Source organism: Paractinoplanes globisporus DSM 43857, assembly GCF_000379645.1.
GTDB classification, from domain to species: Bacteria; Actinomycetota; Actinomycetes; order Mycobacteriales; family Micromonosporaceae; genus Actinoplanes; species Actinoplanes globisporus.
Window position 1 is genome coordinate 1 of the sequence record NZ_KB903334.1, and the last position, 12,296, is coordinate 12,296.

Genomic DNA, 12,296 nt, shown 5'->3' on the forward strand with positions numbered 1-12,296 from the left:
TGGAGGCGGCGGGGGACGCGGACGCTCCAGGTGCGGTCGCGGAAGTGGCGTTTGATTTCGCCGATGATGGTGGGGATGGCGTAGCCGGCGAAGTCGACGCCACGGTCGGGGTCGAATTTGTCGACGGCTTTGATGAGGCCGACGGTGGCGGTTTGGATGAGGTCGTCGGTGGGTTCGCCGCGGCCGGAGTAGCGGTTGGCGAGGTGGCGGGCCAGGGGCAGCCAGGCCTCGATCGCGCTGTCGCGCAGCTGCGCCCGGGACGGGTGCCCGGACGGCATCGCGGCCATCGCGTTGAGCAGGTCGGCGGCGCTGTCGGCCGGCGCGTCGGCGCCGGCGACGGTGGTGCGCGAACTCGGCGACGTCTGGGTGACGCTCATGCTTGGTCCTCCCTGGCACCTCTCCGGAGAGCCGGTCCCGGTTGCGGGACCCGGTCGGTCGGGTGTCCCTATCTAGTGGCGGACGGAGATCGATGTGACCGCCGTCGACCCTGCACAGTAGGCCGTTCGGATACCAAGACCCTAGCCGAGGGGATGAGAAAAGACTAGCCGAAAGTATGAGTGACTTTGCGTGATGACAAGTAATACAGAGGGATCATTCGACGGCCATCGCCGTCCGCCGATCTCTTTCGCCGGTCGGACGACCCCCGTGAACTGGTCGGACGGTGCGTCGTATCGGCCGGTCCGGGCAAGATGGACGCCATGTCCTCGCTGCCGGACTCGGTTCCCTACCCGCGGGCCGCCGAGATATGCCGATGGACGCTGGCGACTTTCGGCGATCTGCGCGTGCTGCGGGCGGAACTGCGCGACGCGGTGGCGGGGGCGGCCGGCGGCGACGTCACCGACCGGATAACCGTGGTCGCGAACGAGCTTGCGACCAACGCGCTGCGGCACGGGCTGCCGCCCACCGTCGTACGGCTGATGCGTGAGGGCGATCGGCTGATCATCGACGTGGCCGACCATGACCGCGACGGCGAACCGCGGATAGCCGTCGACCGCCCGCTCGGCGCCGGTGGCCTCGGGCTGCAGCTCACCCGCACCTACGCGGCCGACGTCGGCTGGTACTCCACCGAGGTCACCAAGCACATCTGGGCCAGCTTCCCGAGCTGAATCCGTCGGCTACGGGTAAGAAGGGGCCCTTGATGGCTCTCCTCCTCTCGTCGGTGCTGCTGGCCGGCGTGCTCGCGTTCGCCGTCGTGCGCCCGCGCGGGCTGCCCGAGGCCGTCGTTGCTGTGCCCGCCGCGCTCCTCGTGGTGGTGACCGGGGTGCTGCCGTGGCGGGACGCGCTCGCCGAGGTGCGGGCGCTCGGTCCGACCGTCGGCTTCCTCGCGGCGGTGCTGCTGCTGGCCCATCTCGCCGGCGAGCACGGCGTCTTCCGCTACGCCGGCGCGCTGACCGCCCGGATCAGCCGTCATTCGGCGTCCCGGCTGCTCGCCGCGGTCTTCGTGGCCGCGTCGCTGACCACTGCGGCGCTCAGCCTCGACGCCACGGTCGTGCTGCTCACCCCGGTCGTCCTCGCCACCGCCGCGCGCACCGGCGCCCGGCCGCGGCCCGCCGCGTACGCGTCGGCGCACCTGGCCAACTCGGCCTCGCTGCTGCTGCCGGTGTCCAATCTGACCAACCTGCTGGCGTTCGCCGCGAGCGGCCTGACGTTCCTCGGGTTCGCGGCCGTGATGGCCCTGCCCTGGCTGGCGGTGATCGTCGCCGAGTACCTGGTCTTCCGCTGGTTCTTCCGGTCCGACCTGAGCGCCCCGGCCGAGCCCGTCGCGGACGGCAGCGATCCGCCCGCGCCTCGGTACGCGCTGATCGTGCTCGCGTTGACCCTGGCTGGATTCGCGGTGGCGCAGCCGCTCGGCGTACATCCGGCCTGGGTTGCCGCGGCCGGGGCCGTCGCCCTCGCCGTGCCCCGTCGCGTCGGTCCGCGCACCCTCGTGCGGGAGGCGAACCTGCCGTTCTGCGCCTTCGTGCTCGGGCTCGGCGTGGTGGTGCTGGCCGTCCGCGCGCACGGCCTCGACACGCTGGTGGACGCCCTGGTCCCGGAGCGCGACGGCCTCTGGCAGCTGCTCGCCGTCGCCGGACTGGCCGCGCTGCTGGCCAACCTGGTGAACAACCTGCCGGCCACGCTGGTGCTCGTGCCGGCTGTCGAGTCGCATCCGGCGCTGCTGCTGGCCGTGCTGATCGGGGTGAACGTCGGGCCGAATCTCACGTACGTGGGCTCGCTGGCGACGCTGTTGTGGCGGCAAATTCTGCACACCCGCGACGCGGCGCCGGACGGACGCGACTTCCTGCGGCTGGGTCTGATGAGCGTGCCGACCGCGCTGGTGGCGGGCGTGCTCGCGCTCTGGCTGAGCTTGACGCTGATCGGAGTGTAGGAGCGCACCTCCGCCGCCGCGCCGGGATCGGTCCGGGGAAAAACCGAGGTGATCCGGTGGGGGATCGGCGGCGGGGTGCGTCCGACGCAGTTAGTTTTGTCGATGAATTCCGTAACACGCAAGCAATCTGAGTTACGGAACCGGTTTCGGCACACGGAAGTCCGCGACATGGTCGCGCGCCCAGTCCGCGTACGTGCGCGCCGGATGCCCGGTGACCTCGGGAACCAGGGTCGAGACGGCGGACGGTTGCCCCTGGCCGGCGGCCCACACCCGCAGGATCGCGTCGGCGGCGAAACCGGGCATCGTGCGGGTCATCTCGGCGCGCGCCTCGTCGGGGGAGACGGTTTCCACGCCGATCGGCCGCCCGAGGGCGGCGCCGATCGCCGCGACCTGCTCGCGCAGGGTGAGAGATTCCGGCCCCCAGAGTGTGTACGCCCGTCCGCCGTGCCCGTCCGAGGTCAGGGCCGCGACCGCGACCGCGGCGATGTCGGCCTCGTGCAGCGGCGCGGTCTGCGCCTCGGGGTAGGGCAGTGGCACCCGGCCCTCCTCGATGATCGTGCGTGCCCAGGCCCGGGTGTTGGTGGCGAACATCCCGGCCCGCACGAACGTCCATTCCAGACCGGACGCCTCGATCGCCTCCTCGACCGCCCGGTGCCGCCGGGCGATCGGGCTGTCCTCGTTGCCGGGCCGGGACAGCGCGGCCGTGGAGAGCAGCACGACCCGGCGCAATCCGGCCGCGCGGGCCGCGCGTACGAATCCGTCGATCCCCTCGGGGTGCGCGTACAGGAACGCCCGCTCGGCCCCGGCCAGCGCGGCCGGCAGGGTGGCCGGGTCGGTCAGGTCGGCCGCGACGGCCGCACTCTCCGGATTCCGGCTTGTCGGCCGCGCGTCCTCGCCGGCGGCCCGCAGTTGCGACACCACCTGCGAGCCGACGTTTCCCCGCGCTCCGAACACGACAGTCGTCATGCTCCTAGAGAAGCATGCCGCCGGAGGCCTCGATGCGCTGGCCGGTGATCCACTTCGTATTGTCGGCGAGCATGGCGACCATCACGCCGGCGATGTCGTCCGGCTCGCCGAGGCGGCCGAAGGCGATCTGGCCGCTCACGTGGGCGCGGATCGCGTCGTTGTCGCGCAGCAGGCCGCCCCCGAAGTCGGTGGCGGTGGCGCCGGGCGCGACGACGTTCACGCTGATGCCGCGCGGGCCCAGCTCCTTGGCGAGGTACCGGGTGAAGACCTCGACCGCGCCCTTCACCGAGCCGTACGCGGCATAGATGCCCTCCCCGGTGAAGCGGGCCAGCCCGGTCGACACGTTGAGGATCCGGCCGCCGTCGGCGATCACCGGCAGCAGCGCCTGGGTCAGGAAGAACATGCCCCGGAAGTGCACGTTCATCAGCTCGTCGAACGCCTCGACCGGGAAGTCGGCGATCTTCCCGCCGATGCCGACGCCCGCGTTGTTGACCAGGAAGTCGAAGTCCTCGCGGCCGAACCGGTCGCGCAGCACCTCGCGCAGCGACTCCACGAACGCCGGGTACGAGTCGAGGTCGCCGACGGTCAGCTTCAGCGCGACCGCGTCGATCTTCTCGCCCGGGTCGTCCCGGTAGGTGTAGATGACCTCGACGCCGTCCGCGATCAGTGCCTCGGCGGTGGCCCGGCCGAGTCCGCGGTTGCCGCCGGTGATCAGGGCGATTTTGGGCATGGTGGTGCCTTTCTGCGAGTGGTACGGAATGTCAGTCGCCGACGGCGGCGAGGAGCTGGAGCTTCTCGTGGCTCGGCGAACCGGGTACGGCGGTGAAGACCAGCAGCACCTGCGACTGGTCGGGGTCGAGGAGGGTCTGGCAGTAGAGCTCGAGCTCGCCCAGCTCGGGGTGGACGAAGCGCTTGCGGTCGAGATGGGTCACGCCCACCTCGTGCGCGGCCCACACCTCGGCGAACTCGGGGCTGACCTTGAGCAGGGCGTCGACGATCTCGCCGGCCCGCCCGCCGGGCGCCACCGCGTACACCTCGCGGAGCTGGGACGTGAAGACCCGGGAGTGGGTCGGGTGGTCCTCCACCGGGTAGATCAGGCGCGACTCCGGGTCGGTGAACCAGCGATAGACCGTGTACCGGTCGAGGCCGGAGTACCGCCGCTCGTCGCCGACCAATGCGGCCGCCGGCCGGGTCTGCGCGAGCGTCTCGCCGAGGCGAGAGATCACCATGGCCGGGGTGTCCGCGAGCCGGTCGAAGATCCGCATCATGCCGGGGCCGATGTGGTCCTCGCGGAGGATCCGCTGCGGCGCGGGGTGCCCGCCCAGCCGGAACAGGTGGTCGCGTTCATCGAGCGAGAGGTGCAGGCCGCGGGCGAGCGCGGCGAGCATCTGCTCGGACGGGACCGGGCCGCGCTGCTGCTCGATGCGGCCGTAGTAGTCGGCGGACATGCCGGACAGCGCGGCCACCTCCTCGCGACGCAGGCCGCCGGTGCGGCGGCGCTGCCCGCGCGGCAGCCCGACATCCTCCGGCTGGAGCGCCTCGCGGCGGGTCCGGAGAAAGTCGGCGAGTTGCGCCCGGTCCATGTGATCAGCCTCCCGTGGTGACCACTCAAGATTGGCCCGAACGGGAAACCGGGGGAAGGCCGGATCTATCCACGGACAGGTTGTCCCTGGCTGCGGCTACGGCTCGGGCCGCCGCAGGCCGGCCATGGTGTGGCTGGCCGCCTGCCGCAGGTCGACGTCCTCGATCAGGGAGCGGGCGACCTCCTCGCTCAGCCGCCGCTCCATCACCGCCTTGCCGAGCGCCAGCCGCTGGGCCTCGAACCATCCGTCCAGGTCGGGGTGCGGATCGGAGCGGTCGGGGAAGCGCTCGGCCGCCGTGCTCGACACGATCTCCATGCCACGCTCGCGCATCGTCTCCTCCGCGGCCCGCTCGGCGGTCAGGTCGAACTTCAGCCGCCGGGTCAGCCAGCCGATCGTGGTGCCCTGGATCAGCAGTGTGCCCAGCGTGAAGAGCAGCGCGATCGCAAGGATCGCGTCCCGGCCGGGCATGTTTTCGGGGATCGAGCCGGCCGCGGCGAGCGTCAGAATCCCGCGCATGCCGATCCAGCCCACCAGCAGCGTCTCCTTCTGGGTGGGCGGGCCCAGCGGCTCGCCGCCCCGCTGGTTCCGGCGCTGCCGTACGGATTCGACCCGGGCGCGGTACCGCTCGTTCTCCGCGGAGCGGCGCTTGATCAGCCGGTCCTTGAGCGTGTACCGGCCGAACAGCAGGTACACCGCCACCAGCCGGAACACGATCGCCACGCCCAGCAGCACCCCGGCGGTCAGCAGGGTGGGGCCGAGGCCCGGCTCGGTGGAGTCGGCCAGATCGTCGAGCACGAAACGGAGCTGGAAGCCGATGTACGCGAAGACGAACGTCTCCAGCAGGAAGTCGAGGACCTGCCAGAACTGCTCCTCCTGCAGCCGGGTGCGGTAGGCGCCGGCGTACTGATGCTGGGGGTCGAGGGTGAGGTTGGTGCTGAGCGCGAACGCGGCCGTGACCACCGCGAGGATGCCCGACGCGTGCGCCTCCTCGGCCACCAGGTACGCGGTGAACGGCACCAGGAGCACGAGCGACGTCTCCAGCGTCGGGTTACCCAGCCGCTTGCGGATCCACAGCGTCACGACGGCGAACAGCCCGCCGATGCCGATGCCGACGAACGAGTTGCGCAGCAGCTCCAGCGCGCCGTGGCCCCAGCTGGTGTGCTCGCCGTGGACCGCGGCGATCGCGATGGCGAACAGGGTCAGCGCGGTCGCGTCGTTGACCAGGCTCTCCCCGGTGAGGATCGAGGTGACCCGTTTCGGCAGCCCGATCTCGTCGCCGTGCGACACCGTGGTGATCGTGTCGGGCGGGGCAAGCACGGCGCCCAGTACGAACGCGGCGGCGCCGATCGACGGCAGCATCCAGGCGGCGATCCAGCCGAGCAGGCCGAAGTTGAGCAGCACCAGCACCACGCCGAGCGTGACGACGGGCCCGAGGTTGGCGCCGAACGCGGAGAACGACGCGCCCCGGGTCGCCGAGTAGAGCAGCGGCGGCACGACGACCGCGAGGATCAGCTCGCTGTCCAGCTCGAGCCGAGGCACGCCGGGGATGAACGAGGCGGCCGCGGCGAGCACCACGATGATCAGCCCAGGTTCGACGTTCTGCTTCTTGGCGACCGCCGAGATCGCGATGCCCGCGCCGATGATGAGCAGTAGCTGTACGCCGTCCACGATGATCAGGCTAAGGCGTGCGGGTGACGGCGGCCCGGCTGTCAGACCCGAGCCGCCCATGTGGCGAGTTCCGGGTCGGCCAGCGACGGGTAGGTCGCGTCGGTCTCCAGGACGACGCCGGGCAGGGACGGCACCCCGATGACGTACAGGCCGGCGGACCGGGCCGAGGCGACCCCGGTGCCGGAATCCTCAAAGGCGACGCTGCGGGCCGGTTCGGCCCCCAGGACCTTGCAGCCGGCGAGGTAGAGGTCGGGGGCGGGCTTCGGGTGCGCGACGTCCTCGGCCGCGAGCACCTGGGTGAACAGGTCGTCGAGGCCCGCGGAGGCGAGGGCGGTCTCGACGAACGACCGCGGGCTGTTGCTGGCGACCGCGATCGGAATCCGGCCACGCATGCTCAACACCAGGGCGCGGGCTCCGGGCAGTGCGTTCGCACCCGCCGTCAGCTCGATCGCGACGAGCTTGTGCAGCCGTGCGGCCAGCGCCGGCCCCTCGCCGGGACGGCCGAAGTAGTCGGCCATCGCATCGCCGGCGGCGTCGAGCGTACGGCCGATGACGATCTTCTTCTGCTCGAGTCCGAAAGCGTGCCCGTTCTCGGCGAAGAGCTTCGTCTCGGCGCGGGTCCAGCAGGTCTCGGTGTCGACCAGCAGGCCATCGCAGTCGAAGACCACGGCATCGATCGAGGAAGGCAGCACCATGATCCGATCTTCGCAGCGTCGTGCTACGGCCAGAGCAAGTCGCGGTGCCAGCCGCCGGTCGTCCGGGTGTAGCGCAGCCGGGTGTGCCGGCGTTGCTTGTCGCCCTGCCAGAACTCGACCGCCGTGGGACGCAGGGTGTAGAGCGTCCACTCGGGAACGACGAGCCCGGGATCCTCCTCGAGGCGTCGCGCGGCCTCCTTGGTGGCGACGTCGAGGTCGTGCGGGTCGTCGAGGATCTGGCTCTGCCGTCCGATGGACGCCTCGGCGCGCGAGCCGGCCGGGCGGGCCAGAAAGTCGGCGGCACTGCGGTCGGCGGTCTCGGCGGTGACCGGGCCGCGCACGCGGATCTGCCGGGCGACGGCCGGCCAGTAGAAGGTCAGAGCCGCGGCGGGTTGCCGGGTCAGGTCCCGCCCCTTCGGGCTCGCCGCGTGCACGGCGAACTGCCAGCCGTGCTCGTCGACGTTCTTGAGGATGAGGACCCGCGCGGACGGGTCGCCGTCTTCGCCGATCGTCGAGAGGGTCATCGCGTGCGGTTCCGGGACGCCCGCCGCCACGGCCGCGGTGAGCCAGGCGACGAACAGCGCCTCGGGCCGCTCGGGCGCCGTGCCCGGGTCGAAGCCGGGGAGGTCAGCGGCGAAGACCGGCAGGCCACGAAGGTACTGCCGAACGTCCGCGACGGGCTCGGTCATCGGCGCCTCATCAGGGCGAAGACGGCCGGCGAGAACGGGCTGGGGAGGCGCGAGTCACCCTCCCGGACGACGAAGCTTCGTGGCAGGTCCATCGCCGCCCAAGCTAGGGCCGGGCCCGGTGCCGGACAACCGATTTACGGCCGCAGCCCGGCCGTCACGATCCTGATCATCCGCGCCCGGCCAGCGCCTCGGCCAGCCCCCGGTTCGCCGTCGCCTGACCGACCATGTACGCGAAGAACCGGAAGAACGCCTCGCCGGCCGGCGCGACCGCGATCAGCCGCTCGGCCTCGCCGACGATCTCCTCCACCCGGGCCAGCACGATCGCCTCGTAGAGCGACTCCTTGGTCGGGAAGTGGCAGGAGCGGAACCGATAGTCCGTGCCGCCACCGATCCCGCCGTGCGTGGCGGGGAGTACTACGGGCCCGGCGGTTGGGGCGAGTTCACCGGAAAGCCGGTGTTGGTGCAGATGTCGGAGGCTGCCCGAAACCCTGAGATCGCCCGTCGGTTGTGGGACACGTCGCTCCACCTAACGGGGGTGGACTGGCCCCTCGACGCCGGTATGCTCACCGACGGGCCGTGACTGGCGTGTTCGGATGGGGAAAACCATTGGGAAGCGGCCCCGTCGCCAATGACGACTGCCGTGCGCCTGGGCCCCCTTGCACCGTGATAAGGAGGACCCATGCCCAACGCTGAATCCACCGCTTTCCGCTCCGCGCTCGAGGTCGTCCGCTCCGTCGAGCCGCGCATCGCCGACGCGATCGCCAAGGAGCTGCACGACCAGCGCGAGTCCCTGAAACTGATCGCCAGCGAGAACTACGCCTCCCCGGCGGTCCTGCTCGCCATGGGCAACTGGCTCTCCGACAAGTACGCCGAGGGCACCATCGGCCGTCGCTTCTACGCCGGCTGCCAGAACGTCGACACCGTCGAGGCGGTCGCCGTCGAGCACGCGAAGGCCCTGTTCAACGCCCCCTACGCGTACGTCCAGCCGCACTCGGGCATCGACGCCAACCTCGTCGCGTACTGGGCGATCCTGGCCGACCGCGTCGAGGTCCCGTACCTGAAGAAGTTCGAGAAGCGCCAGGTCAACGACCTGACCGAGGCCGAATGGGCCGAGTTGCGCGAGGCGTTCGGCAACCAGCGCATGCTGGGCATGTCGCTCGACGCCGGCGGCCACCTCACCCACGGCTTCCGGCCGAACATCTCCGGCAAGATGTTCAACCAGCGCAGCTACGGCGTCGACCCGGCCACCGGCCAGATCGACTACGCGGCCCTGCGCGAGTCGGCCCGTGAGTTCAAGCCGCTGATCATCGTGGGCGGCTACTCGGCCTACCCCCGCAAGGTGAACTTCGCGAAGATGCGCGAGATCGCCGACGAGGTCGGCGCCACCTTCATGGTCGACATGGCCCACTTCGCGGGCCTGGTCGCGGGCAAGGTGTTCACCGGCGACTTCAACCCGATCGAGCACGCCCACATCGTCACCACCACCACCCACAAGAGCCTGCGCGGTCCCCGCGGCGGCGCTGTTCTCGCCCAGCCTTCACTGGCTGATCAGGTCGACCGGGGCTGCCCCATGGTGCTCGGCGGCCCGCTGTCGCACGTGATGGCCGCGAAGGCGATCGCGTTCGCCGAGGCCCGCCGTCCCGAGTTCGCGACGTACGCGCAGCAGATCGTCACCAACAGCCAGGCGCTCGCCGAGGGCCTCGCCAAGCGCGGCGTCCGGCTGGTCAGCGGCGGCACCGACAACCACCTGGTGCTGCTCGACGTCCACTCGTTCGGTCTCACCGGCCGGCAGGCCGAGCAGGCCCTGCTCGACAGCGGCGTGGTCACCAACCGCAACGCGATCCCGCAGGACCCGAACGGCGCCTGGTACACGTCGGGCATCCGCATCGGCACGCCCGCGTTGACGAGCCGCGGGCTCGGCGTCGACGAGATGGACCAGATCGCCGAGCTGATCCACACCGTGCTGGCCAACACGTCCCCGGCCGACGGCTCGAAGGCCAAGTACCACCTCGACCCGGCTCTGGCCGACCGGGTCAGCAAGCAGGCGACGGAGCTGCTGGCGCCGTTCCCGCTCTACCCCCAGGTCGACCTGGACTGATCGCTTTCCTCGTCCCCGGGCACTTGATAGTGCCCGGGGATTGTTTTACCTTGTCTTTCAACCAAGAAGTTGAAAGGGGGCACCGATGGCCGCGGACACACTGACCCGAGTCTTCGCCGCCCTCGCCGACCCGACCCGGCGTGACATGGTGGCCCGGCTCGCCGCGGGCGACGCCACCGTCAACCAGCTCGCCGAGCCGTACCGGATGACCCTGCAGGCCGTCTACAAGCACCTGCGCGTGCTCGAGGAGGCGGGCGTCGTCACCCGGCCGGCCGGGCCGCAGCCCCGCCCGGTCCACCTGGAGGTTCAGGTCTTCGACCTGATGGACGGCTGGATCGAGCGTCACCGGCGCCGCGCCGAGCAGCGGTACCGCCGCCTGGACGCCCTGCTCGCCGAGATGGAGGCGGAACCCGATGTTTGAGACCACGATCGAGGCCGACCAGAGGCTCCCGGTCATCTGGCTGGTCCGCGACTTCGCGGCCACGCCCGACAAGCTGTTCCGCGCACACACCGATCCCGGGCTGTTCGTCCGCTGGGTCGGCCCCGACGCCATGACCACCCGCATCGACCACTGGGAGGCGCGCCGCGGCGGCAGCTGGCGGTACGTCTCCTCTGAGAACGGCGCCGAGTACTGGTTCCGAGGTTGTTTCCACGAGGTGCGGCCCGACCGCATCGTGCAGACCTTCACCTACGAGGCTGAGCCCGACGGCGTCGCCCTGGAGACGCTCTGGTTCGAGGACCTGGGCGGCGGCCGCACCCGGCTGCGCACCCGGTCGCTGGTCGACAGCTTCGAGGGCCGCGACGCGTGGTTGCGCTCCGGCATGGAGGTCGGCGTCAACGAAGGCTACGCGAAACTGGAGAGGATGTTTCTCGATGGCACTGTCTGACCGTCCCGCCGACCGGCACCGTGAGATCGCCGGAGTTTTCACCGACCGCGTCCGCGGTACCCGGTCCTGGGACGTCCCGTCCCCGGTCCCCGACTGGCAGGCCCGCGACGTCGTGCGCCACCTGGTCGAGTGGTTCCCCAGCTTCCTGTCGGCCGGGGCCGGCATCGACCTGCCGCACGGACCCTCGGCCGACGACGACCCGGTCGCCGCCTGGCAGATCCACTCCGACGCCGTGCAGGCCCTGCTCGACGACCCGGAGACCGCGAACAAGAAGCTCACCAACCCGCACATCGGCAGCCTGCCCCTGGACGGCGCGATCGACCAGTTCTACACGTTCGACATCTTCATGCACACGTGGGACCTCGCCCGCGCGACCGGCCAGGACGACCGTCTCGACCCCGACCTCTGCGCCACGCTGCTGGCCGGGATGGAGCCGATGGAGGAGGTCATCCGGAACTCCGGTCAGTACGGCCCCCGCGTCGAGGTGCCCGCCGGCTCGGACGCCCAGACCAGAATGCTCGGCTTCATCGGCCGTGACCCGTTCTGGAAGGCTCCCCTACCGTAGGAAGGGTGCTGACCGACCGGGAACGCACTCTCCTGGCGCCGCATCTCGCCCTGCTGCGCGCGGCCCAGCGTGAGCTGGCGGTCGCGCAGCGGGCCTTCGACGACGCGTCGCGGCAGGCGGACTCGTCCACGATGGGCACCGACTGGCGTGACCGCCTGCTCGGCGGCCTGCTCAGCGTCGACGAGAGCCGGGCCCGGCGGTACCGGCAGGCGCGCGGTGCCCGCAAGGCCGCGAGCGAGGGGCTGGCCGCAGCGACAGCCCGGTACACGAAGTACGCGGAGCGGATGGACGGTCTGCTCGAGCCGATCCTCACCCGCGAAGACCCGGCCTACCGCACGACGCTGGTCGCGGTGCGCGCCTGTGCCAAGGCGTTGCACGACTGCGAGGAGGTGCGTTTCCGCCTGGCCGCGGCCCTGACCAAGCCGGCCCGGAACCCCAAGTCCGATCGCGAGCCGGAGACGTGGCACGAGGCCGAGTTCGCCCGGCAGCGCTTCAGCGAACTCGTCACCGACCTGCACTCGTCGATCCCGGCCCTGAGCCGCACCATCGACCGCGCCGCGAGAGCCCTGGGCGCGGCAACCGGCGCGTCGCCTCCCGCCCTGCCCACCTTGCACTCCACCGCGGCGCTGGGCCGCGGTCACCTGGCGGCCGAGAACCATCTCCGCGGCCTCCAGCGCGAGCTGGACGCCGCGATCAAGGAACTCACCCGCTGGCACACCCGAGCCGACGAGGCCCGCATCGCCGTCCTCCGCGCCGCCCCCGACACCCTGTGAGGAG

15 protein-coding genes and 1 riboswitch are annotated in these 12,296 nt (G+C 71.1%); of the genes, 7 read left to right on the forward strand and 8 right to left on the reverse strand.

Features of this window, described 5'->3' with window-relative positions; all coding sequences use genetic code 11:
- The coding region (locus A3CQ_RS55805; protein WP_020516748.1) for a sigma-70 family RNA polymerase sigma factor at window positions 1-377 on the reverse strand (377 nt) is incomplete at its 3' end.
- Window positions 378-698: 321 nt separating this feature from the next.
- On the opposite strand from A3CQ_RS55805, the gene A3CQ_RS0140810 reads away from it, so the two are divergent.
- Both A3CQ_RS0140810 and A3CQ_RS0140815 read left to right on the forward strand, forming a co-directional pair.
- On the forward strand, window positions 699-1,106 hold the full coding sequence (locus tag A3CQ_RS0140810) for an ATP-binding protein (RefSeq protein WP_020516749.1): 408 nt from the start codon (window positions 699-701) through the stop codon (window positions 1,104-1,106).
- 32 nt (window positions 1,107-1,138) lie between these two features.
- The gene (locus A3CQ_RS0140815; RefSeq protein WP_020516750.1) at window positions 1,139-2,368 is read left to right on the forward strand and encodes an SLC13 family permease; all 1,230 of its coding nucleotides are present in this window, start codon (window positions 1,139-1,141) and stop codon (window positions 2,366-2,368) included.
- 132 nt (window positions 2,369-2,500) lie between these two features.
- Here A3CQ_RS0140815 and A3CQ_RS0140820 read toward each other — a convergent pair whose 3' ends face one another.
- The 7 genes from A3CQ_RS0140820 to A3CQ_RS61395 all read right to left on the reverse strand — a co-directional run bounded on the left by A3CQ_RS0140820 (window position 2,501) and on the right by A3CQ_RS61395 (window position 8,495).
- Window positions 2,501-3,334, reverse strand: coding sequence for an NAD(P)H-binding protein (locus A3CQ_RS0140820; protein ID WP_020516751.1), 834 nt, complete (start codon window positions 3,332-3,334; stop codon window positions 2,501-2,503).
- 4 nt (window positions 3,335-3,338) lie between these two features.
- Entirely contained in the window at window positions 3,339-4,064 is a 726-nt protein-coding gene (locus A3CQ_RS0140825; RefSeq protein WP_020516752.1) for an SDR family NAD(P)-dependent oxidoreductase, read from the reverse strand.
- 31 nt (window positions 4,065-4,095) lie between these two features.
- Window positions 4,096-4,917 carry a helix-turn-helix transcriptional regulator gene (locus A3CQ_RS0140830; RefSeq protein ID WP_020516753.1) on the reverse strand — a complete coding sequence of 274 codons (822 nt, stop codon included), beginning with the start codon at window positions 4,915-4,917 and terminating at the stop codon, window positions 4,096-4,098.
- Window positions 4,918-5,013: 96 nt separating this feature from the next.
- Complete coding sequence (locus tag A3CQ_RS0140835; protein ID WP_020516754.1) at window positions 5,014-6,585, reverse strand: cation:proton antiporter; 1,572 nt, start codon at window positions 6,583-6,585, stop codon at window positions 5,014-5,016.
- Window positions 6,586-6,626: 41 nt separating this feature from the next.
- Window positions 6,627-7,280 (reverse strand): HAD family hydrolase, encoded by a 654-nt coding sequence (locus A3CQ_RS0140840; protein ID WP_020516755.1) that lies wholly within the window; start codon window positions 7,278-7,280, stop codon window positions 6,627-6,629.
- A 23-nt stretch (window positions 7,281-7,303) separates the two neighbouring features.
- Window positions 7,304-7,969, reverse strand: coding sequence for a pyridoxine/pyridoxamine 5'-phosphate oxidase (locus tag A3CQ_RS0140845; protein WP_020516756.1), 666 nt, complete (start codon window positions 7,967-7,969; stop codon window positions 7,304-7,306).
- Between the two features lie 166 nt (window positions 7,970-8,135).
- A complete protein-coding gene (locus A3CQ_RS61395; RefSeq protein WP_157296926.1) occupies window positions 8,136-8,495 on the reverse strand; it encodes a TetR/AcrR family transcriptional regulator in 360 nt (119 codons plus the stop codon).
- 40 nt (window positions 8,496-8,535) lie between these two features.
- Window positions 8,536-8,628: riboswitch (ZMP/ZTP riboswitch) on the forward strand.
- Between the two features lie 20 nt (window positions 8,629-8,648).
- Between A3CQ_RS61395 and A3CQ_RS0140860 the strand changes: the two genes are divergently transcribed.
- The 5 genes from A3CQ_RS0140860 to A3CQ_RS0140880 all read left to right on the forward strand — a co-directional run bounded on the left by A3CQ_RS0140860 (window position 8,649) and on the right by A3CQ_RS0140880 (window position 12,292).
- Window positions 8,649-10,067: a glycine hydroxymethyltransferase gene (locus tag A3CQ_RS0140860; protein WP_020516759.1), complete on the forward strand. Its 1,419-nt coding sequence runs from the start codon at window positions 8,649-8,651 to the stop codon at window positions 10,065-10,067.
- Window positions 10,068-10,152: 85 nt separating this feature from the next.
- Window positions 10,153-10,488: an ArsR/SmtB family transcription factor gene (locus A3CQ_RS0140865; protein ID WP_020516760.1), complete on the forward strand. Its 336-nt coding sequence runs from the start codon at window positions 10,153-10,155 to the stop codon at window positions 10,486-10,488.
- Complete coding sequence (locus A3CQ_RS0140870) at window positions 10,481-10,954, forward strand: SRPBCC domain-containing protein (RefSeq protein ID WP_020516761.1); 474 nt, start codon at window positions 10,481-10,483, stop codon at window positions 10,952-10,954. The genes A3CQ_RS0140865 and A3CQ_RS0140870 overlap by 8 nt, the downstream gene beginning before the upstream one ends.
- Window positions 10,941-11,519 carry a TIGR03086 family metal-binding protein gene (locus A3CQ_RS0140875; protein WP_020516762.1) on the forward strand — a complete coding sequence of 193 codons (579 nt, stop codon included), beginning with the start codon at window positions 10,941-10,943 and terminating at the stop codon, window positions 11,517-11,519. The genes A3CQ_RS0140870 and A3CQ_RS0140875 overlap by 14 nt, the downstream gene beginning before the upstream one ends.
- A gap of 5 nt (window positions 11,520-11,524) precedes the next feature.
- A complete protein-coding gene (locus A3CQ_RS0140880) occupies window positions 11,525-12,292 on the forward strand; it encodes a hypothetical protein (RefSeq protein WP_020516763.1) in 768 nt (255 codons plus the stop codon).
- Window positions 12,293-12,296 lie beyond the last annotated feature (4 nt).

Coding starts and splice junctions, on each gene's coding strand:
- A3CQ_RS0140845 (WP_020516756.1), bottom strand. CDS start 7,969: ATGACCGAGCCCGTCGCGGACGTTCGGCAGTACCTTCGTGGCCTGCCG.
- A3CQ_RS0140825 (WP_020516752.1), bottom strand. CDS start 4,064: ATGCCCAAAATCGCCCTGATCACCGGCGGCAACCGCGGACTCGGCCGG.
- A3CQ_RS0140865 (WP_020516760.1), top strand. CDS start 10,153: ATGGCCGCGGACACACTGACCCGAGTCTTCGCCGCCCTCGCCGACCCG.
- A3CQ_RS0140870 (WP_020516761.1), top strand. CDS start 10,481: ATGTTTGAGACCACGATCGAGGCCGACCAGAGGCTCCCGGTCATCTGG.
- A3CQ_RS0140815 (WP_020516750.1), top strand. CDS start 1,139: ATGGCTCTCCTCCTCTCGTCGGTGCTGCTGGCCGGCGTGCTCGCGTTC.
- A3CQ_RS0140830 (WP_020516753.1), bottom strand. CDS start 4,917: ATGGACCGGGCGCAACTCGCCGACTTTCTCCGGACCCGCCGCGAGGCG.
- A3CQ_RS0140875 (WP_020516762.1), top strand. CDS start 10,941: ATGGCACTGTCTGACCGTCCCGCCGACCGGCACCGTGAGATCGCCGGA.
- A3CQ_RS0140840 (WP_020516755.1), bottom strand. CDS start 7,280: ATGGTGCTGCCTTCCTCGATCGATGCCGTGGTCTTCGACTGCGATGGC.
- A3CQ_RS0140810 (WP_020516749.1), top strand. CDS start 699: ATGTCCTCGCTGCCGGACTCGGTTCCCTACCCGCGGGCCGCCGAGATA.
- A3CQ_RS0140860 (WP_020516759.1), top strand. CDS start 8,649: ATGCCCAACGCTGAATCCACCGCTTTCCGCTCCGCGCTCGAGGTCGTC.
- A3CQ_RS0140820 (WP_020516751.1), bottom strand. CDS start 3,334: ATGACGACTGTCGTGTTCGGAGCGCGGGGAAACGTCGGCTCGCAGGTG.